This window comes from Comamonas sp. 23 (genome assembly GCF_049601575.1).
Classification (GTDB): Bacteria; Pseudomonadota; Gammaproteobacteria; order Burkholderiales; family Burkholderiaceae_C; genus Comamonas; species Comamonas squillarum.
In genome coordinates, this window is the sequence record NZ_CP187127.1 from 2,470,503 (window position 1) to 2,489,923 (window position 19,421).

General features: G+C 63.7%; 15 protein-coding genes. 4 read left to right on the forward strand and 11 right to left on the reverse strand.

The genetic code is table 11. The features are described from left to right. Positions 1-3: 3 nt before the first annotated feature. The gene (locus tag ACPEE1_RS11085) at positions 4-1,149 is read left to right on the forward strand and encodes a L,D-transpeptidase Cds6 family protein (RefSeq protein ID WP_198424325.1); all 1,146 of its coding nucleotides are present in this window, start codon (positions 4-6) and stop codon (positions 1,147-1,149) included. Between the two features lie 105 nt (positions 1,150-1,254). On the opposite strand, the gene ACPEE1_RS11090 is transcribed toward ACPEE1_RS11085, so the two are convergent. Continuing rightward, positions 1,255-2,730, reverse strand: a complete 1,476-nt coding sequence (locus tag ACPEE1_RS11090; protein WP_116924046.1) for a hypothetical protein — start codon at positions 2,728-2,730, stop codon at positions 1,255-1,257. A 404-nt stretch (positions 2,731-3,134) separates the two neighbouring features. Here ACPEE1_RS11090 and ACPEE1_RS11095 point away from each other — a divergent pair, with 404 nt between their 5' ends. Together ACPEE1_RS11095 and ACPEE1_RS11100 are read left to right on the forward strand one after the other, a co-directional pair. Next, complete coding sequence (locus tag ACPEE1_RS11095; RefSeq protein WP_423936361.1) at positions 3,135-4,478, forward strand: L,D-transpeptidase Cds6 family protein; 1,344 nt, start codon at positions 3,135-3,137, stop codon at positions 4,476-4,478. A 69-nt stretch (positions 4,479-4,547) separates the two neighbouring features. Further along, the gene (locus ACPEE1_RS11100; RefSeq protein WP_165841088.1) at positions 4,548-5,882 is read left to right on the forward strand and encodes a L,D-transpeptidase family protein; all 1,335 of its coding nucleotides are present in this window, start codon (positions 4,548-4,550) and stop codon (positions 5,880-5,882) included. Between the two features lie 111 nt (positions 5,883-5,993). Here ACPEE1_RS11100 and cydX read toward each other — a convergent pair whose 3' ends face one another. The 5 genes from cydX to cydD all read right to left on the reverse strand — a co-directional run bounded on the left by cydX (position 5,994) and on the right by cydD (position 12,457). Beyond that, positions 5,994-6,128 carry a cytochrome bd-I oxidase subunit CydX gene (cydX, locus tag ACPEE1_RS11105; protein WP_021025677.1) on the reverse strand — a complete coding sequence of 45 codons (135 nt, stop codon included), beginning with the start codon at positions 6,126-6,128 and terminating at the stop codon, positions 5,994-5,996. Positions 6,129-6,157: 29 nt separating this feature from the next. Next, complete coding sequence (gene cydB / locus ACPEE1_RS11110; protein ID WP_260719680.1) at positions 6,158-7,312, reverse strand: cytochrome d ubiquinol oxidase subunit II; 1,155 nt, start codon at positions 7,310-7,312, stop codon at positions 6,158-6,160. Between the two features lie 4 nt (positions 7,313-7,316). Then, positions 7,317-8,918: a cytochrome ubiquinol oxidase subunit I gene (locus tag ACPEE1_RS11115; protein ID WP_423936364.1), complete on the reverse strand. Its 1,602-nt coding sequence runs from the start codon at positions 8,916-8,918 to the stop codon at positions 7,317-7,319. 90 nt (positions 8,919-9,008) lie between these two features. Continuing rightward, positions 9,009-10,730: an amino acid ABC transporter ATP-binding/permease protein gene (locus tag ACPEE1_RS11120; protein ID WP_260719679.1), complete on the reverse strand. Its 1,722-nt coding sequence runs from the start codon at positions 10,728-10,730 to the stop codon at positions 9,009-9,011. After that, on the reverse strand, positions 10,727-12,457 hold the full coding sequence (gene cydD, locus ACPEE1_RS11125) for a thiol reductant ABC exporter subunit CydD (RefSeq protein ID WP_423936366.1): 1,731 nt from the start codon (positions 12,455-12,457) through the stop codon (positions 10,727-10,729). Before cydD ends, ACPEE1_RS11120 begins: the two co-directional genes overlap by 4 nt. A gap of 874 nt (positions 12,458-13,331) precedes the next feature. Between cydD and ACPEE1_RS11130 the strand changes: the two genes are divergently transcribed. After that, a complete protein-coding gene (locus tag ACPEE1_RS11130) occupies positions 13,332-14,123 on the forward strand; it encodes a hypothetical protein (RefSeq protein ID WP_423936368.1) in 792 nt (263 codons plus the stop codon). Between the two features lie 493 nt (positions 14,124-14,616). On the opposite strand, the gene ACPEE1_RS11135 is transcribed toward ACPEE1_RS11130, so the two are convergent. The 5 genes from ACPEE1_RS11135 to ACPEE1_RS11155 all read right to left on the reverse strand — a co-directional run bounded on the left by ACPEE1_RS11135 (position 14,617) and on the right by ACPEE1_RS11155 (position 19,399). After that, positions 14,617-16,014 (reverse strand): TAXI family TRAP transporter solute-binding subunit, encoded by a 1,398-nt coding sequence (locus ACPEE1_RS11135; RefSeq protein ID WP_423936370.1) that lies wholly within the window; start codon positions 16,012-16,014, stop codon positions 14,617-14,619. A gap of 42 nt (positions 16,015-16,056) precedes the next feature. Continuing rightward, positions 16,057-17,079 (reverse strand): P1 family peptidase, encoded by a 1,023-nt coding sequence (locus ACPEE1_RS11140; RefSeq protein ID WP_260719665.1) that lies wholly within the window; start codon positions 17,077-17,079, stop codon positions 16,057-16,059. Between the two features lie 114 nt (positions 17,080-17,193). Then, complete coding sequence (locus ACPEE1_RS11145) at positions 17,194-17,505, reverse strand: hypothetical protein (RefSeq protein WP_182341756.1); 312 nt, start codon at positions 17,503-17,505, stop codon at positions 17,194-17,196. 189 nt (positions 17,506-17,694) lie between these two features. Further along, entirely contained in the window at positions 17,695-18,540 is an 846-nt protein-coding gene (locus ACPEE1_RS11150; protein WP_182341753.1) for an ureidoglycolate lyase, read from the reverse strand. A gap of 97 nt (positions 18,541-18,637) precedes the next feature. Continuing rightward, on the reverse strand, positions 18,638-19,399 hold the full coding sequence (locus tag ACPEE1_RS11155) for an SDR family oxidoreductase (RefSeq protein ID WP_021025908.1): 762 nt from the start codon (positions 19,397-19,399) through the stop codon (positions 18,638-18,640). Positions 19,400-19,421 lie beyond the last annotated feature (22 nt).

The window sequence follows — 19,421 nt, forward strand, 5'->3', positions numbered from 1 at the left end:
CGGTTGCCAAAGTTGGTGGCTGCGCTGTGCGCAGGCGGTACGGCCGTATTGCTGGCACTGCCCGCCCATGCCGCACGGGAGGTGGATGCCGTAGCCCAGCTGCTGGAGCAGGGCCAGACCGCGCAGGCGGCGGCGCAGGCCGACCAGTTTTTGCAGCTCAATCCCCAGGACGCCGAGATGCGCTTTTTGCGCGGCGTGATTGCCACCGAGCAAAAGCAGCAGACGCAGGCCATCCAGATCTTTTCGGCGCTGGCACGCGACTACCCGGCCATGCCCGAGCCCTACAACAACCTGGCCGTGCTGTATGCCGCCCAGGGGCAGGACCGCAAGGCTGTCGATGCGCTGGAGCAGGCCATCCGTGCCCAGCCCGGCTATGCCACCGCCTATGAAAACCTGGGTGATCTGTATGCCCGCATGGCCAGCCAGTCCTACGGCAAGGCCTTGGAGCTGGACAGCGCCCGCCAGGGCGTTGCGCCCAAGCAGGCGCTGATCGCGCAGATTGCGCCGGGCGGGACTGGGGCGGCTGTGCCAGTGACAGCGGTGGCAGCAGCCGCGCCGCAGTCTGCCGCTGCAGTGGCCCCCACCCCGAGCTTGACCCCGGTGCAAGCTGCGGCTGCGGTGCCTGCACCTGCAACCGAGCCTGTGGTGGCAGAGCGCATATCCTCGGCAACCCCGCTGCAGCTGGCCGCGGCAGAGGCGGCACGGTCATCGGCCAAGTCATCGGACAGGCCAGCAGCCAGTGCCGCCGCCAAAGCAGGCCCGGCGCCGGATGCCGTGCCTGCCAGCACGGCCTCGCAGACGCCAGATAACTCCCCAGCAGCGGTGGAGGCTGCCGTGCAGGCCTGGGCCCAGGCCTGGGCGCAGCAAGATATGGATACCTATCTAGGCGCCTACAGCCCCGCCTTCAAACCCGCCGACGGCAGCAGCCTGGCGGCATGGAAGCAGTCACGCCGCCAACGCATTGAGGGCAAGCGCGAGATCAGCGTGGCGCTCAGCGATGTGCAGGTGACCGTCGACGGCGCCCGCGCCACGGCCCGCTTTGTGCAGGCCTATGCGGCAGGCGCGCTCAAGAGCAACTCCCGCAAGACCTTGGTGCTGCAGCCCGAGCAAGGCCAGTGGCGCATTGTGAGTGAGACGGTGGGGCGTTGATCGAGCCCGCTGAATACAGCCAAGGCGCCTGCCCTTTTGGAGCAGGCGCCTTGGTTTTGAAGGTGCAAAGGGCGGTTGTGCCAGGCGCTGCGGCTGGCCGGGTATCTATGGCGCTAATGAGCGTGCCTGCGACAGGTTGGCAAAGCTCACCGCCGCGCTGATGGTGATCAGCAGCTGGCTGGCCACGCGGCAGTCGGTAACGGGCGCCTGCAGTACGCCGCTGCTCCAGCGCTGGCGGCCGGCTTGCGTATGGGGCAGCTTGGGCCAGACCATGCGTTGGTAGCAGGTCTTGAACAGCGACTGCATGCCCGAGAAAAACTGGCTGCGCTGGGCATGGCTGGCAAACAGCGGTTGGCCATGCTGCAAAGAGCATTCCATCAGCGCGGCAGACACCCAGGGCTCGGGGTGCAGCTTGCTGTGTTCCTGGTCCTGCGCCAGGGCCTGCAGCTGCTGCCAGGCGGCATGCAGCCATGGGCTGTCGCCGTCTGCAGCGGGGCTGCCAGTGGCAGCTTGCAGGTCCGAGGGCTGCTGCCCACTCTTTTGCAGGCTCTGCAAGGCCAACTGGGCCCAGGGGGCGGTGGCACCTGCGCCGCGTACGGCCTTGCCATGGAGCTGCTGGGACAGCAGGCCGATCAGGTCGCGCAGCGGTGTGGCGCAGCCGGCGCCCGGGTAGAGGTGGACATACTGCACCAGCACGATCAGGCTCATGGCCTTGAGCAGGTCGCTGCCGCATTCATGCAGGCTCCAGCGCTGCATCTGCTCGGCCTGGTAGGCGATGGCACGGTGCACGGTCATCGACGAGCTTGGCGTTGGCGCGCTTTGGCGCTGGGTGAGCAGCAACGCATAGGTGATGCCCAGGTGGTCGACCAAGGTGCTGGCTTCGGGCCAGCTGCCGTCTTCGCTCTGGCTGCGGGCCAGCAACTCCTGCGTGGCCTGGTAGATGGCCGAGGCCGCGCTGCCGTGGCTGCTGCGGGGTGACAAGGGGTCGTGGCGGGGAAGGGTGCGCATCTCTCCGAGCGGGCTGATGTGCAGGCCTTCGAGCAGCAGTTGCCAGCGGCCCAGGGTGCTGGCGGGCACTGGATCGCTCAGCAGCTGCAGGCGGGCGAGTGCGCGCGTCATGCGGTGGCTGAGCAGCGCCAGCATCTCGGCGCGCTCCTGCGCGCTGTCGGCCAGGCTCCAGGACTGGCGCAGATCGGCCAGCGCATCCTGCGGCTCATCGCCGGGCAGCGGCAGCACGGCGGTCGCCCAGTCAATGCGCAGTTCCACGCCGGTGGCATTGAACGCCCAGGCCCATTGCCGCATGCGCGCTGCGCCCTCCGTCCAGGCCTCGGCAACGCTGGGCTGCTGGATGCTGAAGCTGGTGATGGGCAGGTTCTGCGCGGTGATGGTGAAGAACATCAGGCAGCCGTCATAGGGCTTGGGCAGATCCACCGCCTGCTGCGCCACAAAGCGCGCTGCCAGGCTCAGCTGGTGGGCCAGGCCGGGTGCGCAATGCACCTCCATGCACAGATGGCGCTCCTGCGCTTCATCAAACAGCGTCTCGCAGACCTCTGGGCTGAGCAAGGGGGCGTTGTGGGTCATGTGCAGGTCTCCGGTCTGGGGGCTGGCCTCAAGGGCAAATGCCCAGGCCTTGTCTTCATGAGTGCAACTCCTGTGCCAACGCGAAAACCGGCAGCTGTTACCTCTGTGAAATTTATTAGATCATTGTTTTAAATGAGTATTTTTATTTTTCGTACGCCATAGGTGCGGCGTAAAAGGCAGTTTTGCTCCAGTTGTTACGGAGGTGTTACGTAACGTTCGTCCTTTGTGGGGGGAGCGTTTCGCCGCCCGGCAGCCAGCCCTTGGCGCAGGCAGGGTCTGTATAATCGGCCGGTTTTTGGCGCGCGCCAGGCGGGGCTTTTTCTGCCAACGGATGTGTGTACAGATACGCAAGATTTCTGGCTGTTTTCTGCGGCTTTTGGTCCACTGCAACGAGAAAATCCCCCATGCAAAGTGCTTTCCCAGCGCGCTCTACCCTGCGATCCCTGGTGCCCGTCCTTTTTCGCCAGCGCTGGGCGGCGGTCTGCGTAGGTGTGCTGATGGGGGGCGCTGCGCTGCAGGCGCAAGCCGCGCCCACGTCGCCTGCATCGCCCGCTGTGGCGGAAGTGAGCCAGTTGCTGCAGCAGGGCAAGGCAGCGCAAGCCGCCAAAGAGGCCGATGCCTACCTGCGCAAGCAGCCCGGCGATGTGGAAATGCGCTTTTTGCGCGGCGTGATCGCGACCGAGCAAAAACAGCATGCACAGGCGATCAAGATCTTCCAGAAGCTGACCCGCGATTACCCCGGCATGCCCGAGCCCTACAACAACCTGGCCGTGCTGTATGCCGCTGATGGCCAGGACCGCAAGGCCGCGCAGGCGCTGGAGCAATCGATGCGCACCAACCCCAGTTACACGACGGCGCATGAAAACCTGGGCGACCTCTACGCCCGCATGGCCAGCGATGCCTATGCCAAGGCGCTGCAGCTCGATGGCGCGCCCAAGCAGACGGCCCCCCAGCTGGCGCTGATCACGCAGATTGTCCCGGCCTCGCTCGCCAACGGAAAGAACGCGCTGGTGCAGGCCCGAGCCGATGTGCCGCCCAAACCGGTGGCGCCCCCGCCACCGCCGCCAGCACCTGCGCCTGCGCCGGTGTCAGCGCCCGCACCAGCACCAGCCCCTGTTGCAGCGCCCAAACCGCCTGCGCCTAGCCCTGCACCGGCTGTTGTAGCCCAAGCGGCATCCACGCCGGTTCCGGCGCCCAAGGCGGCTCCGGCACCTGCGCCCACGCCAGCAGCCGCTCCGGCGCCTGTGCCTGCTGAGCCCGCCAAGGCTGTGGCAGCCAGTGCTGTGGCAGCCAGTGCTGTGGCAGCCAATGCTGTGGCAGCCAATGCTGTGGCAGCCAGCGCCGCCGCCCCAGCCGCCAAACCGGCAGCACCTGTGGCCGAGACCAAGCCCAAGCCAGCGCGTGATACCGCCAAGCTCGATGTGGAGCGCGCCGTCAACAGCTGGGCCACGGCTTGGGAGAAGAAGGACATGCCCGGCTACCTGGCCGCCTACAGCGACCATTTCAGCCCAGCCGGTGGCGGCAGCCTCAGTGCCTGGAAGGAAGAGCGGCGCCAGCGCATTGTCGGCAAGCAAGCGATTGTGGTGAATGTGCGCAATCTGCAGGTCAGCGTGGAGGGCGAGCAGGCAACAGCCAAGTTCCGCCAGTACTATGCGGCCGGCGCGCTCAAGACCACCACCCGCAAGACCTTGGTGATGCGACTGGAAAAAGGCCATTGGCGCATCATGCGCGAGACCACGGGCGGCTGATCGCTCCGCGCTGCACAGGCTATGATCGGCGCTGGTCCGCACAGAAGTCAGTTGAAGGAATCACAGGCTATGCCTTTTTGCAAGCAGTTTTGGCGCTCGGGCGTTGGTGCAGCCGTGGTGGCCGCGGCAGGTGCGGCGCTGGCTGCTGGCTCGCCGGCCACGCCGCGCGCTGCTGCCCAGGCAAAGACGGCCGCTGCCGCCAAGGCCCGCCAGCCCGATGCCGAAGAGCGCCTGGTGCAGATCATTGCGCTGGTGCAAAACCAGCAGCTGGACCAGGCCCTCAAGGCCGCCGCCAGCCTGACGGCCGATGTGCCGCATTTTCAGGCCGCGCAGCTGGTGTATGCCGATCTGCTGCGTTTTCGCTCGGGCCAGCCCGGGGCATTGACGCCCGCTGCGGTGGCCCAGCGTGCCATGGTGCTGCCCGTTAAACATATACCCCTGCCGCAGGCCGGCGCAGCGGTGCCGCCCACGCCCGCTGCCAACGCCCAGGGCGGGCAGACCCTGGAGCAGCTCCAGGGTCTGCAGGACGAGATCCGCCGCCGCATGCAGGGCGCCCAATCGCTGCCGGCCGCCGGTCAGGTGCCTGCGGAGTTTCTGTCGCTGTCACCCTCGGTGCGCCAGGTCATCGCCATCGATGCCAGCCAGTCGCGCCTCTACCTGCTGCGCCATGACCAAGGCCAGCTGCAGCTTGTCGACAGCTTCTATGTCTCCGTCGGCAAGCTGGGGGTGGGCAAGCTCGAAGAGGGCGACCAGCGCACCCCCGAAGGCATCTACTTTATTGGCCGCCAGATTGCCGGCCAGCGCCTGCCCGAGTTCTATGGCAAGGGTGCTCTGACCCTGAACTACCCCAATGACTGGGACAAGGCCATGGGCCGCTCGGGCAGCGGCATCTGGCTGCATGGCGCGCCGCCGGACCAGTTCGCCCGCCTGCCGCAGGCCAGCGATGGCTGCGTGGTGCTGGCCAACCCCGATCTGCTTGCGCTGATGCGCACGGTGGACAAGCTCACGCCGGTGCTGATCCGCGAGAAGCTGCAGTGGGTGGCGCCAAGCGATGCCTCGCACCGCCAGAGCACTGACGCTTTCACGGCCGTGCTGCAGCAGTGGCACCAGGCCTGGATGCAGGACGACCCCCAGCGCGCCTTGCAGCTGGCCACGCCGCAATGGACGGCCTCGTCCGAAGGCCAGGCCTGGCAGACACGCATGGCCGCGCTGTTCAAGGGCCGCAGTGTGGAGCTGCAGGACATCTCTACCTACGGCTGGAAAGACGACAAGGGCGAGATTCGCGTGGCCAACCTGAAGCTCAAGAGCCGCGAACAGGCGCAGCCCTTGTCGCTGCGCCAGTACTGGCGCAAGGTGGGCAAGGACTGGCGGCTGTTCTCCGAAGATCTGCAAAACCAGGGCTGATCGCTCTTAGAACAGGTTCTTAGCCCATAGCAAAAGGCCCAAACCAAGGTTTGGGCCTTTGTGCGTTGAGAGCCGTGGCGCTGTGCCAGGCTCAGGGGCTTGTGCCGCAGCTCAGTGCTGCGAGTCCGGGTCGTCCAGCAGCTGCTGGCGCAGCTTCTGGTCTTCGGTCATCTCAAACCACATGGCGTTGAGCACCGCAAAGGCGGCGGCCAGCGGCAGGCCGAGAATCCAGGAGAAATACCACATAGTCGAATCCTTTCTGTGTGCAGCGGCGCTCAGTAAGCGTGGCCGTTGCCGTCGTTGATGTCCTTGGCATTGACCTTGCCCCAGAGGACCGAGTAGACCCAGCTGGTGTAGGCCAGGATCAGCGGCATGAAGATGAGGGTGCAGACCAGCATGATGAACAAGGTCATGTGGCTGGACGACGAATCCCAGACCGTGAGGCTAAAGCGCGGGTCCACCGACGAGGGCAGGATCATCGGGAACATCGAAGCGCCCACGGTCAGGATGATGCCGGCAATGCCCAAACCGCTGCTGATCATCGCCAGACCTTCCTTGCGGGAGCGGAGCAGCAGCGCAGCGATCAGGCAGCCAAGCACGCCGAGGATCGGCGCAGCCATCGTCCAGGGGTGCTGCTGGTAGTTCTGCATCCAGGCGCCGGGCGCGTGGGCTGCGGTCTTGAACAGCGGGTTCGACGGGCCGGTGGTGTTCAGCGCCGAGGTGATGCTGTAGCCGTCAACAAACTTCCACAGCACGATGCCGGCGAGCACGAACAGCACAGCAGTCACAACCGCCGAGATGCTGCCCACGGTGCGGGCACGGGCGGCAATGGCGCCTTCGGTCTTGATGCACAGCCAGGCCGCCCCATGCATCAGCAGCATGGTGACGGAGATGAGGCCTGCGAGGATCGCGAAGGGGTTGAGCAGGCCAAAGAAGCTGCCGTCGTAGTGGATATAGAGCTCAGGCGTCAGGCGGAAGGGTACGCCCTGGAGCACATTGCCCATGGCCACGCCGCAGATCAGCGCGGGGATAAAGCTGCCGGCAAACAGCGCCCAGTCCCAGCGGCTGCGCCAGGCGGGGGACTCGTTCTTGCTGCGGTACTTGAAGGCGACCGGGCGCAGGATCAGACCGATCAGGATCACGAACATGGCCAGGTAAAAGCCCGAGAAGGACACCGCATAGAGCTGCGGCCAGGCGGCAAAGATGGCGCCACCGCCCAGCACCAGCCAGACCTGGTTGCCTTCCCAGGTGGGGCCCACGGCATTGATGATGACGCGGCGCTCCAGGTCGTTCTTGCCCAGGAAGGGCAGGAGCATGCCGGTGCCCAGGTCAAAGCCATCCATCACGGCAAAGCCGATCAGCAGCACGCCCAGCAGGACCCACCAGATGACACGCAGGGTGTCGTAGTTCAAAAGTGTATGCAAGATCATGGTGTTACTTTCCCGAATAGGTGGGTTGCGCCGTGGCGATCGAGGCATAGCTCAGCGGCTGCGGATCGCGCTGCTCGGGCTCGAGCTCGGGGCCCTTTTGGATGGCCTTGAGCATCAGCTTCATCTCGATGATCAGCAGCACCGTGTACAGCGCCACAAAGCCGAAGATGGTGATCAGCAAGGTGGTGACGCCCAGGTTGGACGCGGCCACAGCGGTGGGCAGCACGCCTTCGATGATCCAGGGCTGGCGGCCAAACTCGGCGACGAACCAGCCGCACTCGATCGCAACCCAGGGCAGCGGAATGGACCATACCGCCACCCACAGCAGCCAGCGGCGGTTTTCCAGCTGGTGGCGCGAGGCGAGGTAGAAGAATGCAGCCGTCAGCACGATGAAGAACATGCCCAGCGCGACCATGATGCGGAAGGTCCAGAACAGCGGAGCCACCTGCGGAACCGTGTCCCAGGCCGCCTTGGCGATCTGTGCGTCGCTGGCCTGGCGCGGGTCATCGACATAGCGCTTGAGCAGCAAGGCATAGCCCAGCGACTTGCCATTGGCCTCGAACTGCTCCTTGAGCTCGGGCGAGATCGTGGTCGTCGAGCCGGCATCGCGGATTTTCTCCAGCGCGTCATAGGCCTTGATACCGTCGCGGATCAGCACCTCGGCGTGCTTGACCAGGTCGTTGATGCCCTGCAGCTCGGTATCGAGCGAGCGCGTGCCGATCAGGCCCATCGCCCATGGGATATGGATCGCGTAATGGGTCTCGCGCGCCTCTTGGTCAGGAAAGCCGATGGCGGTGAAGGCGGCCGGCGCGGGCTCGGTCTCCCACATCGCTTCAATCGCTGCGAGCTTCATCTTCTGGTGCTCGCCCGACAGGTAGCCGGACTCATCACCCAGCACCACGACTGACAGTGAGCCGGCCAGGCCAAAGGCCGCGGCCACCGTCATCGAGCGCTTGGCCAGCGCCACATGGCGGCCCTTGAGCAGGTACCAGGCCGACACGCCCAGCACAAAGATGGCTGCGCAGACATAACCGGCAGAGACGGTGTGCACAAACTTGGCCTGCGCCACAGGGTTGGTCAGCACGGCGGCGAAGTCATTGACTTCCATGCGCATGGTCTGCGGGTTGAAGACGGCGCCCACGGGGTTCTGCATCCAGCCATTGGCGATCAGAATCCACAGCGCCGACAGATTGGTGCCCAGGGCCGTGAGCCAGGTGACGATCAAGTGCTTGACCGGCGAGAGCTTGTCCCAGCCAAAGAAGAACAGACCGACAAAGGTCGCCTCCAGGAAGAAGGCCATCAGCCCTTCGATGGCCAGCGGGGCGCCAAAGATGTCGCCCACATAGTGGCTGTAGTAGCTCCAGTTCATGCCGAACTGGAACTCCATCACCAGACCGGTCGCCACGCCGATGGCGAAGTTGATGCCAAAGAGCACGCCCCAGAACTTGGTCATCTGGCGCCAGATGACACGCCGCGTCATCACATAGACCGTCTCCATGATGGCGATCAGCATGGACAGCCCCAGGGTCAGGGGAACGAAGAGAAAGTGGTACAGGGCTGTGAGTGCAAACTGCAATCTTGATAGCCCGACGATGTCGAGATCCATGAACTGGTCCTTCCGTGTTGTAAGTGCTCGATCTGGTAGAAAAACTACGTGGGTTCCAAACTGACGAATACCTGTGTTGCGTGAACCGGGCTAGCCAGGCCGCAATCGCTGCAACAGCGCTTCAAACTCCGCCGTGCCCTTGCGCGCTTGTGCCATGCTTTCTTGCAAGGGGGCGATCCAGACAATGCGGTCGGCGTGGCGCGCCTCGCGCTGCAAATGGCTGGCCATCACGATGGCGCCCTGGCCGCTGGCGGCCCGCTTTGCATGCCATTGCGCAATCGCATGCATCACCTGGGCGGCGGTCTGGCGGTCCAGGCCTTCGGTGGGTTCGTCCAGCAAGCCCAAGGGCGCTGGGTGCAGCAGCAGGCGGGCCAGCGCCAGGCGGCGCGATTCGCCCCCCGACAGGCCCGCGCCCTGGCTGCCCAGGGGCGTGTTCAGTTGCCCCGGCAGGGCGCCGATGACATCGGCCAGGCCTGCCGTTTGCAGTGCGGCCCACAGCTCGGCATCGCTGGCGTCAGGCCGGCCCAGGCGCAGGTTGGCGGCCACGCTGGCCTGGAACAGCTCCGTGCGCTGGGGCAGGCTGGCGCATGGCTTGCGCAGCACCTGGCCGGCACTGGGTGCCAGGTCGCCGGCGATCAGCGCCATCAAACTGGATTTGCCCGCGCCGCTGGGCCCTGCCAGCACCAGCCATTCGCCATCGGCCACTTGCAGATCGATCTGCTGCAGCAAGGCGCGGGCGCTGCCCGGGTGTTGCAGGCCCACGGCCTGCATGTCGACGGCCAGGCCGGCTGCCGGTGCGCGGTTGTCTGTGGCGGCGGTGTGGGCCGGCGTATCGAGCAGCGGGGCAATACGGCGCGCAGCGAGCAAGGTGCGGCCCGCCTCCATCGCACCACGGCGGATGTGGACGAGGGGCTCCAGCGCCGCGAGCAGCAGCAAGGTGGCCAGCGCGGCAATGGGTGCCCCAATCTCGCCCTTCTGCGCCAGCCAGGCCGCGCAAAGCAGCGCAGCAGCGGTGGCGCAGTGGCCCAGCATCGCCATCGCAACGGCCAGCTGCGATTCCAGCCGGTTGAGGCGGATATCGGCAGCCCACTGCTGGCGCTCTGCCGCAGCAATGCGGGCCATCTGGCGCTGCAGGCTGCCAGCCATCACCAGCTCGGTCTGCGCGCCCACCGCATCAATCACCTGGGCCCGCAGTTGCTCGCCGGCAAAACTGCGGCGCAGCGCGGTCATAAAGCCCTGGCGCACACACCAGGCCACGCAGGCCAGGCCACCGGCCAGCACCATGGCGCCCACCAGCAGGCCGCTTTGCCAGTTCAAGAAGATCGTTAAAGCCAATGCAGTCACGCAGGCGCTGATGAGCAGCGATACGGCGGGGGTGAGCAGGCGCAGGTAGACGGCATCCAGCGCATCGATGTCGGCGGTGAGGCGGTGCAGCAGGCGGGCAGGGCGCTGGCGCAGAGCCAATGCGGTATCTGCGGCGGCCAAGCGCGAGAACAGCTGCACCCGCAGGGCGGCCAGCACGCGCAACGTTGCATCGTGGGTGACGACCCGGTCGCTGTAGCGCGCGCCGGTGCGCAGCATCGAGAAAAAGCGCACGCCCGCGCCGGGCGCAAACACATCAAACACCACGGCCGTGGCGGTAGAAAGACCCGCCACATAGGCCGCGGTGAGGAACCAGCCCGACAAGCCCAGCAGCGCCATGCCGGCGCACACGGTGATCGCAGCGAGCAGACTGCCCAGCAGCATGCGCCGGCGGTAGGGCGATTGCGCAAACAGCTGGACGATGGTGCGCAGCGCGTTCCAGGCCTTCATGCGATGCTCCTCATGGCGGCGGGCAGGCCAGCGGCAATGGGCGGCTGGCTGCCATCGAGCGACAGCACCCGGTCCATGCAGGCGGCCAGAAGCGGATCATGGGTGGCCACCACCAAGGTCGCGCCGCGCGCTGCCAAGGCCAGCAGGCCCTGGCGCACAAACTGGGCGGTCTCGGCATCCAGATGGGCCGTGGGCTCATCGGCCAGCACCAGGCGGCAGCCAGGCGTGGCGGCTGCGCGTGCCAGGGTCAGGCGCAAGGCCTCGCCACCCGACAGGCCCAGGCCCCCGTCGCCCACCACGGCATTGCCGCGCAAGGCCAACACGGGGCCCAGGGCCGCGCTCTGCACCGCTTGCTGCAGTGCGGCCTCGTCGATATCTCGGCCCAGGCGAATGTTGTCCACCAGGCTGGCGGCCAGCACATGGGGCTTTTGCGCCACCCAGGCCATGCCGCTGCGCAGGCCGGCGGCGTGGGCTGCATCCATGGGTCGTCCATCGATGTGGATGCTGCCTGCGCTGGGCGCTGCCAGGCCCGCGATCAGCGCCATCACCGTGGATTTGCCGCTGCCGCTTTCGCCCCACAGCGCAACGCGCTCGCCAGCGGCAATCTCGGCGCTGAAGGCCTTGACCACCAAGGGGCTGTCGGCACTGTATTGAAAGCTGAGGTCTCGGATCGTCAGCGCGGCAGCCGCTGCGGTGTTGGCGCTGGCCGCGCGGTCCTGGTCGCTATCGCCACCACCCACCATCTGCGGGCCAGGCTGCTGCAGCGCTTGCAGTGCCTGCTCGGCCGCCACACCTGAGGCCTTGTCATGCCACACGGCCGATAGCTCGCGCAGCGGCTCAAAAAATGCCGGGGCCAGCAGCAGCACAAACATGGCCTGCGCCAAGCCCAAGGTACCGCCCCAGCTGCCAAACGGGATCTGGCCCAGCAGATGGAACCCGACATACACAGCGACCAGGGCCACGCCCAGCGCGGAGAAAAGCTCCAGCACTGCAGAGGACAGAAATGCAATCTTGAGCACGGCCATGGTGTTGGCGCGCAGCTGCTCTGCCGCACCGGCCAGCTGTTGCGCAACTTGCCCGACCGCACCCAGACCGCGAATACTGGCCAGGCCCTGCAGGCGATCGAGCAAAAACTGGTTCAGGTTGCCGACATCCTGCAAATGTTTTTTGCTGGCCGCCTCGGCCCGCCAGCCCACCAGCGCCATAAAGATGGGGATCAAGGGCGCAGCCACCAGCAGCACCAGGCCCGCCACCCAGGACAGGCTGAACACACAGACGAGGATGACCAGCGGCACCACCATGACCTTGGTGCGCGCTGTCGTGTAGCGAGCCCAGTAGGGCGTGATGTGGTCGGCCTGCTCGCTGAGCACACTGGCCGCCAGCCCGGCCGATGGGCGATGCGGGTGCAGGGGCGAGTGCAGCGCCAATGCCTGCAAGGCCTGCAGCCGCAGCTGCTGCGTGTGGGCGCGCGCTGCGGCAAAAGCGCGGCGCAGGCCATAGCCATCGACCAGGGCCCGCAGCAAGCCCAAGGCCAGGAACAGGGCGCAAGCCTTGGCCAATGTCGACCAAGCCGCTTGCTGGTGGATCGCCTCAATTCCCCAGGCAATCACTGCCGCCTGCGGCAACCACAGCAAGGCTGCCAGCACCTGCCACCACGCGCCCTTCGCAGAGGGGCGCGTTGCCACAGCAGGGCTGATGGCGGAGGAGGTGGCGCGGTTGGATGGCATGGGGTAAGTTTTTAGTTTTCAGAAATTCTTGAAACTATTGTATATCCAAGATGCTCATTAATTCAATTTATCGAATAGCTGATACGAACTGCCTTCGATGAAGGTGTGGCACTTGTCTGTCAGCGCAACGGCGCAGATTGCTACGAAATTAAGAGCGCTAAAGGCTCTAAAAAACTAGATGAAGCAGAAATTGCTGCAGTCTAAAGAGCCTTCAGTCCTGGCTGCAGCACGGTGTTTCGGGCCCGCTTTGCCAAGAGCTTGAGCCGATTGTGTTGCCTAGAGTGTGAACAGAGCTTGCTGTAAGTCAAGAACAGCGCGGGTTCTCCCTAGGGGATGGGCTGGGAGAGATGGGGCGTTGTTGGGGGGCGACTGGAATCGTCGCTAACCGACAAAACCAGGGAGACAGGTCTGGGTGCGCGCAGCGTGAAGTCTGCCCGCTCAGGATTGAGTGAGGATGGCTCCAGATGGCAGTGACCGTTGCTTCTGGACCAAGTGGGAGAAGTATCCCAAGCTTTGAGAGTTGCTAGTTCTAGAAAAGCAGGCGGCTTTGTATGGCAGAGCAAGTTGAAGCCAAGTAGCTCAATGACGTGCGTCTTGCCGTAATACCAAGCGCAATTTCAAGGTTCTCTCGCCGCGAGATTGGATACAGATGGGTGCTCGTCTCTTTAGCGGATATCCGACGCTGTCCAAATTCTTGCAATTTGTTGTCAAACAGATTATTTGGATAGAAATATTTAGCAGACTAATGATTATCTCGAATTGTCGGAATTTATGAATGAATTAGACTTTTAGAGTTTGCTGGCTTTGGTGTAGATTTGCTCGATGCCAAGGTTTGCAAAAAATCTCAGCTGCTTAATTTTGAGAGGATAAGAAATTGGTGTATTTTAAAATTCCAGGTCCACTCGGCGTGCGTGAGCATAGTAATAACCACGATGGGTCGTTCAGCAATAAATTCTTCCACAATGGCGTTCATCAATCTCCTAGTCAGGGCTCTGATGGTGCAGTGGGGGACCTATATTTTCCGACGCCGTTAGCTCACAAGATAGCAAATTCTGATATTTCTGCTGGATTAATGTGTGAACAGCTGAGTGAAGCAGAATTTTCAGTGCTGGTGATGGCTCTTTGCCAAGATGCAATTGCCTTGGCGGAGCAAAGGCAGGCAGAACTTCAACACTGGGATGCTGCGGCAAAAAAGCGTACATGGATTTGGTTTAATTCTTCAAGCGATGAGCTCAGAGATTTTTTGCTAAAGGGTATTGCTGCAACCATTGTGAGCTTACGAGCGCTAAGGGCGAAAGATTTCGTTCAGTATTCCGAGGAGAATATAAATCTAGGTTCGTGCCGCGGGTCGGTAGTTGATCCTGAGGCCGCAGCATCGGTTTGCCCAGTGGATATCACTAACAAGAGAATTATGATCGCGCCAAAATTTTGTGGTCTGAGCAGAGATAAAAGAAACCCATATAATGGAGAGATCGGAGATGGAGATAGTCAGCTTTTGACTCTCGTGCATGAAGTCACCCATTTCAAAGACGTGTTTGGTTCCAATGATAATTTTTATAGTACCTTTAGATCTATTAAGTATGTAGAGGATCCTGGTATCCGTTTTAATGCGGATAGCCTTGCTGCTTATATTATTGGCACTAACCCAAGAAAGGAGCGCTATTGATGCTAAATCCATGCAGTTGGCCCAAAAGAGCTGCCGTTTCACTGCTGCTCCTGTTTGGAGTATCATCAGTTTCTGCTTGCTCACTGATTGGGTTGCAGCATGAGGTGAAATTTCATGCGAATGATTCAAGCCTTGGTAAAAGTGAGGCAGTGGCGCTTGCTAGATGGTTTGTACATCAAAGAGATATAAGGCCCAATGATGAAGTTGACATTGTGTCCATGTATCCAGCGGGAAATAAAATGTTGGAGCAACTATCTCACGGCAGAATGCAAAATATCGCAAAGATCATAACGGCCTTGAATACCGATGAGATTAGGGTAGTTTTGAATTCAGGTGAGGGGCAGCAGGATGCAGCAGAACCCCTAGGGTACGTGTATAACGAAGTACTCGTGATAATGGCACCTTCCTGTTCAAGGACTGGCACCTGTTGCGGTATCACTGTGAAGTAACGGACGCATGCGGCAATCCAGATTAATCTGGTTGCCGCTCTGCATCATTCAGCCTGAATCCCGGCGTCAGTTCCTGCCCCCTGCTGCTCCAACTTCTGCAACACCCAATGAATATGGCTGCGCAGCGCATACAACTCATCCGCATACGACAGCGGCACGGTGATCTTCTCGACCTTGCGGCTCAGCGCCAGCAATTCGGCCTGGATGCTCGCGCGGTCGGGGTTGGGTTGCTCCATCTCGTGCTCGATGGCACGCAGCTGGCCGTACCACTTGAAGACGCGGGAACGCACGCGGAACTGGTAGAGGGGGGGCACGACCCGTGACAGCGGCAGCATGAAGGCCAGCAAGACACCTAGCACCAGCCACATGCGCTCGACTAGGTTGGCGAGCCAGAAGGGCAGGTAGCGCTGCAGCAGGGGGGCGGGTTCGTTGATGGCGCGCACGCCTTCGGGGGCGACGGCCAGTTCGCTGCTGCGGGTGTTGGGAAAGTCGCGTGCGCGGTTGAACCAACCCGCCTGGCTGTGGATGCCTTGCGAGGCCTGGGCGAACAGCTGCTTGATGGCGGGGTGGGTGTCATCGCGGGCCAGCAGCGAGGTGGTGGAGGCCAGCAGGTGCACGTTTTGCGGCGGCACATTGGCGGCAAGGTCGACAATGCCGCGCGGTAGGGTGACAGGGCTGAGGAACCTGAACTTGCGGCCATAGGCCTCGTTTTGCGGAAAATCCATCAGCTGCACGCCGGGGGTCTTCAGCAGCATCTGCACCATGGGCGATTCGGGCGCGGAAACCAGCACCAGTGCATCGATCTTGCCATCCAGAAACGCGACGGTCGCAGGCGTCTCAGCCAGGTGCGACACACGCAGCTGGGCCAGATTCAGGCGGTTGGCCTCCAGCAATTGGTTGAACAGATTGGGCACGCCGCTGCCGGCGGTGCCGACATTGACACGCCAACCCGCCAGTTGCGTCAGATTGCTCAAGTGGGCGCGTTTGGTCAGGCGCTGCGCAGCATCGCTGCGGTAGAACAGCCAGACGGGCTCGACAAACAGCGCGCCCAGCGAGGTGAGGCTGTCGAGGTCGTCCTCGGTCAGGTCGGCGGTGCCGCCTTGCACAAAAGCCAGATCGACCTTGCCCTCGCGCAGCAGCTGCAGGTTGTCGAAGGAGCCTTCGCTGCCGACGAGGTCTACCCGGATCTTGTTCCTGGCCAGGGGCGTGCGGTACTGCTCGCCAAAGCTGGCGTAAGCGCTTTGGGCCGGGCCGGTGGCCAGCTTGACCTGCGAGGGCGGGTTGGGCTTGAGCCACCAGTAGGCCCCCACGATCAAGGCCACGGCCAGGATGACCAGCGGGCCGCCGGAGACCAGCGCATCGCGGATATTGAGCACCAGGGTGATCAGGGTTTGGCGCAGCCCGTAGGCTTTTTGGCGCATCGACGTGGAGCGGTCACCCATGGTGTGTGGCGGGCTGCCTGCGCAGCGCAGTTGGAATGGCGCCTACTGTAAATCAGCGGCGCAGGGCAGGTGCAAGGCCTTGTGGTTTTCTCCGGCATCGATTTGTAAACGATTGGCATGCAGCACCGCCTGCAAGGTGGCCTGGGCGACCGCTTCGGCGGCCATCGTGGCCAGCACCATCATCCCCAGGCTGCGCCCGGCGGCGCCAGTACCCAGGCAGAACAAGGTGTCGCCGTCGGACATGGTGTGCACCGGGTTGATGGCGCGCGCCAGGCCATCGTGGCCCACGGTGGCCAGGCGGCTGGCCTGCGCCTTGGTGATGACGGCATCGGTGGCGATCACGCCGATGGTGGTGTTGGTGCCCGCCAGCAGGGGCTGGGGCGGCTCGCCGCGCAGCAGCGCGCGGCGCGTGTCGATGAGGCCCAGACCATCGCGGGTGCGTGCGCCAGCCACCACCTGGGCGGTGTCCGGGTGCAGTACATCGCCCAGTGCATTGCAGGCAATGATGGCGCCCACGGTGACGCCATCGACGGTGACGGAGGCCGTGCCGATGCCGCCTTTCATCGCCCGCTGGATGCCAAAGATCTTGCCTACGGCTGCGCCGGCCCCCGCGCCCACATTGCCTTGCGCGGGCATGGCGCTGCTGGCGGCCTGGCAGGCGGCATAGCCGGCCTGGGCATCAGGGCGGATGCGCATATCGCCCACCAGCACATCAAACAGCACGGCTGCAGGTACCAGCGGAATGCGGCCCACGGAGATATCGAGGCCTACGCCTTGCTCTTCGAGCCAGCGCATCGCGCCGCTGGCCGCGTCCAGGCCCCAGGCGCTGCCGCCCGCCAGCATGATGGCGTGTACGCGCTCGACCAGGTTGGTGGGGTGGAGCAGGTCGGTTTCGCGCGTGCCGGGTGCGGCGCCGCGCACATCGACGCCGCCCACCGCCCCGGCCTTGGCCAGGATGGCCGTGCAGCCGGTGGGGCGTCGTGTGTCGGTGAAATGGCCCACTTCGATGCCTTGCACCATGGTGATGGAGCCGGCCGAAGCGATAGAGAGGGGGGAGGAAGACATGGCCCGATTGTGGGCCAACTGGGCTTGTGGCTGTGGAGGCAAAGACAGCGGGCTGTCAAACAGGTGTCTGACAGCCCGCAAAGAGGGATGGGCAGGAGTGCGAGCGCAAGCCGATCAGGGGCGGATGACGATCTGCGGGCTGATGACAATGGCCTCGGGCGGGCGGGGCGCCACCAGCACCGGGGCGGCATAGACGGGCTGCGGCGCGGGTGCGTAATAGGCGGCTGGGCGGTCATGGCAGCGGCGCTTTTCCTTGTATTCGCCATTGCGCTTCCACTTGCGCTCCACCTTGCAGTTGCCGTCCCAGAACTGCTCCTTGTGTTCCTTGCGGTGGTGGTGGCGGTGGCCGCCACCGTGGGCCCAGCTGGCATCGGCCAGGCAGGACAGTGCCAGCGCAGTGAGCAAAGGGGTCAACAAACGGTTCATGGCAGGGGGGTGGAGTTGTGGTGGATGCTGGCAGCTTAGCGGAAAATTCTGTATCAAAAGATGAGCAATGGTTGCTTTGTACATCAGCTCTAGTGGCTGTTTTGATGGTGTAAATCTATGGCGATGGCAGCTACGATTTTTCCATCTGTAAGCACCCGTTGCCGCGCTGGCGCCGGGTGCTGCGCGTCATCAGGCGTTGACGGTGGTTTGCTGCTGCTCTCCCAAGCCTTCAATACCCAGGCGCATCGTCTGGCCAGCTTTCAGGTAGACAGGGTTTGGCTTGATGCCCAGGCCCACGCCGGGCGGCGTGCCGGTCGAGATGATGTCGCCCGGCTGCAGGCTCATGCACTGGCTGACGTAGGCGACGATCTGCGCGACGCTGAAGATCATCGTCTTGGTGTTGCCGTTCTGAAAACGCTTGCCATCCACATCCAACCACATCGACAGGTTTTGCGGGTCCGGCACTTCATCGCGCGTCACCAGCCAGGGGCCGATGGGGCCAAAGGTGTCAAAGCCCTTGCCCTTGTCCCAGGTGCCGCCGCGCTCGATCTGCCATTCGCGCTCGGACACATCGTTGACCACGCAGTAGCCGGCCACATGCTCCAGTGCCTGCGCTTCGGTGATGTACTTGGCGGCCTTGCCGATGACCACGCCCAGCTCGACTTCCCAGTCGGTCTTGCTGGATCCACGGGGGATTTCGACAGCATCGTTGGGGCCGCAGATGGCACTGGTCCATTTGTTGAAGATCACGGGTTCGGTCGGGATGGCGGCTCCCGATTCAGCGGCATGGTCGGCGTAGTTGAGGCCGATGCAGATGAACTTGCCCACCCTTGCCACGCAAGGGCCGACGCGCGGCTGGCCAGGCACTGCTGGCAGCGTGGCCGGGTCGATCGCGCGCAGGCGGGCCAGCGCGGCGTCGCCCAGGTGTGCACCTTCTATATCGCTGAGCACCCCCGAGAGGTCGCGCAAGGTGTTTCTGCTGTCGAGCAGGCCGGGCTTTTCCTGGCCCACCGGGCCGTAACGCAGTAATTTCATGTCATCTCCAATGGATCAAATTGCATGCAGGCGCCAGTCTAGGTGCCTGCAGCTAGGGCTGCTGTCGCGCAGCGGTAAAAGTGGGGGCTGGCGGGTTTTAGTTGGACCAGCCGCCATCAATCACATGGGCCTGGCCGGTGGTAAAGGCCGCCTCGTCCGAGGCCAGATAGGCCACCAGCGCGGCAATCTCCTCGGGCTTGCCGACGCGGCCCATGGGCTGGCGGGCCACAAAGGCGGCGCGCACCGCGTCAACCGACAGGCCATCGTGCGCTGCCTGGGTGGCGATGCGCTGGCCGAGCGATGGCGAATCGACGGTGCCCGGGCAGATGGCATTGCAGCGCACGCCCCGGGTGCAGTAATCGGCAGCGATGGACTTCGTCATGCCGATGACGGCTGCCTTCGACGCACTGTAGGCAAAGCGGTTGGGCACGCCCTTGATGCTGGAGGCGGCCGAGGACATATTGATGATGCTGCCCCGGCCGCGCTGCAGCATGCCCGGCAAAAAGGCGCGGATGCTGCGGTACATGGCTTTGACATTCAGGTCAAAGGCAAAGTCCCAGTCCTCTTCGCTGCATTCGAGCACGCTGCCGGCATGCACAAAGCCTGCGCAGTTAAAGAGGATGTCTATGGGGCCGAGCACTTCGGCCAGTGTCTGGATCTGGGCGCTGTCGCGCACATCGAGCTGGCGCGCATCGAGGCCCGAGCCTGCCAGCGGGCCGATATGCAAGTCGGTGGCAATTACGCGCGCACCTTCGGCTGCCAGGCGCTCGGCGCTGGCGCGGCCAATGCCTTGCGCCGCTGCGGTCACCAGGGCCACCTTGCCTGCCAGGCGGCCGGTGGAGACGGAAGAATGGGTCATGGAGTCAGTCCTGTGAAAGATG

Bases quoted from the DNA above. Each gene is read 5' to 3' on its own strand.
- ACPEE1_RS11150 (WP_182341753.1), bottom strand. From the start codon at position 18,540: ATGAAATTACTGCGTTACGGCCCGGTGGGCCAGGAAAAGCCCGGCCTG.
- cydD (WP_423936366.1), bottom strand. From the start codon at position 12,457: ATGCCATCCAACCGCGCCACCTCCTCCGCCATCAGCCCTGCTGTGGCA.
- ACPEE1_RS11145 (WP_182341756.1), bottom strand. From the start codon at position 17,505: ATGAACCGTTTGTTGACCCCTTTGCTCACTGCGCTGGCACTGTCCTGC.
- ACPEE1_RS11100 (WP_165841088.1), top strand. From the start codon at position 4,548: ATGCCTTTTTGCAAGCAGTTTTGGCGCTCGGGCGTTGGTGCAGCCGTG.
- ACPEE1_RS11115 (WP_423936364.1), bottom strand. From the start codon at position 8,918: ATGGATCTCGACATCGTCGGGCTATCAAGATTGCAGTTTGCACTCACA.
- cydX (WP_021025677.1), bottom strand. From the start codon at position 6,128: ATGTGGTATTTCTCCTGGATTCTCGGCCTGCCGCTGGCCGCCGCCTTT.
- ACPEE1_RS11155 (WP_021025908.1), bottom strand. From the start codon at position 19,399: ATGACCCATTCTTCCGTCTCCACCGGCCGCCTGGCAGGCAAGGTGGCC.
- ACPEE1_RS11090 (WP_116924046.1), bottom strand. From the start codon at position 2,730: ATGACCCACAACGCCCCCTTGCTCAGCCCAGAGGTCTGCGAGACGCTG.
- ACPEE1_RS11135 (WP_423936370.1), bottom strand. From the start codon at position 16,014: ATGGGTGACCGCTCCACGTCGATGCGCCAAAAAGCCTACGGGCTGCGC.
- ACPEE1_RS11120 (WP_260719679.1), bottom strand. From the start codon at position 10,730: ATGAAGGCCTGGAACGCGCTGCGCACCATCGTCCAGCTGTTTGCGCAA.
- ACPEE1_RS11095 (WP_423936361.1), top strand. From the start codon at position 3,135: ATGCAAAGTGCTTTCCCAGCGCGCTCTACCCTGCGATCCCTGGTGCCC.
- ACPEE1_RS11140 (WP_260719665.1), bottom strand. From the start codon at position 17,079: ATGTCTTCCTCCCCCCTCTCTATCGCTTCGGCCGGCTCCATCACCATG.
- cydB (WP_260719680.1), bottom strand. From the start codon at position 7,312: ATGATCTTGCATACACTTTTGAACTACGACACCCTGCGTGTCATCTGG.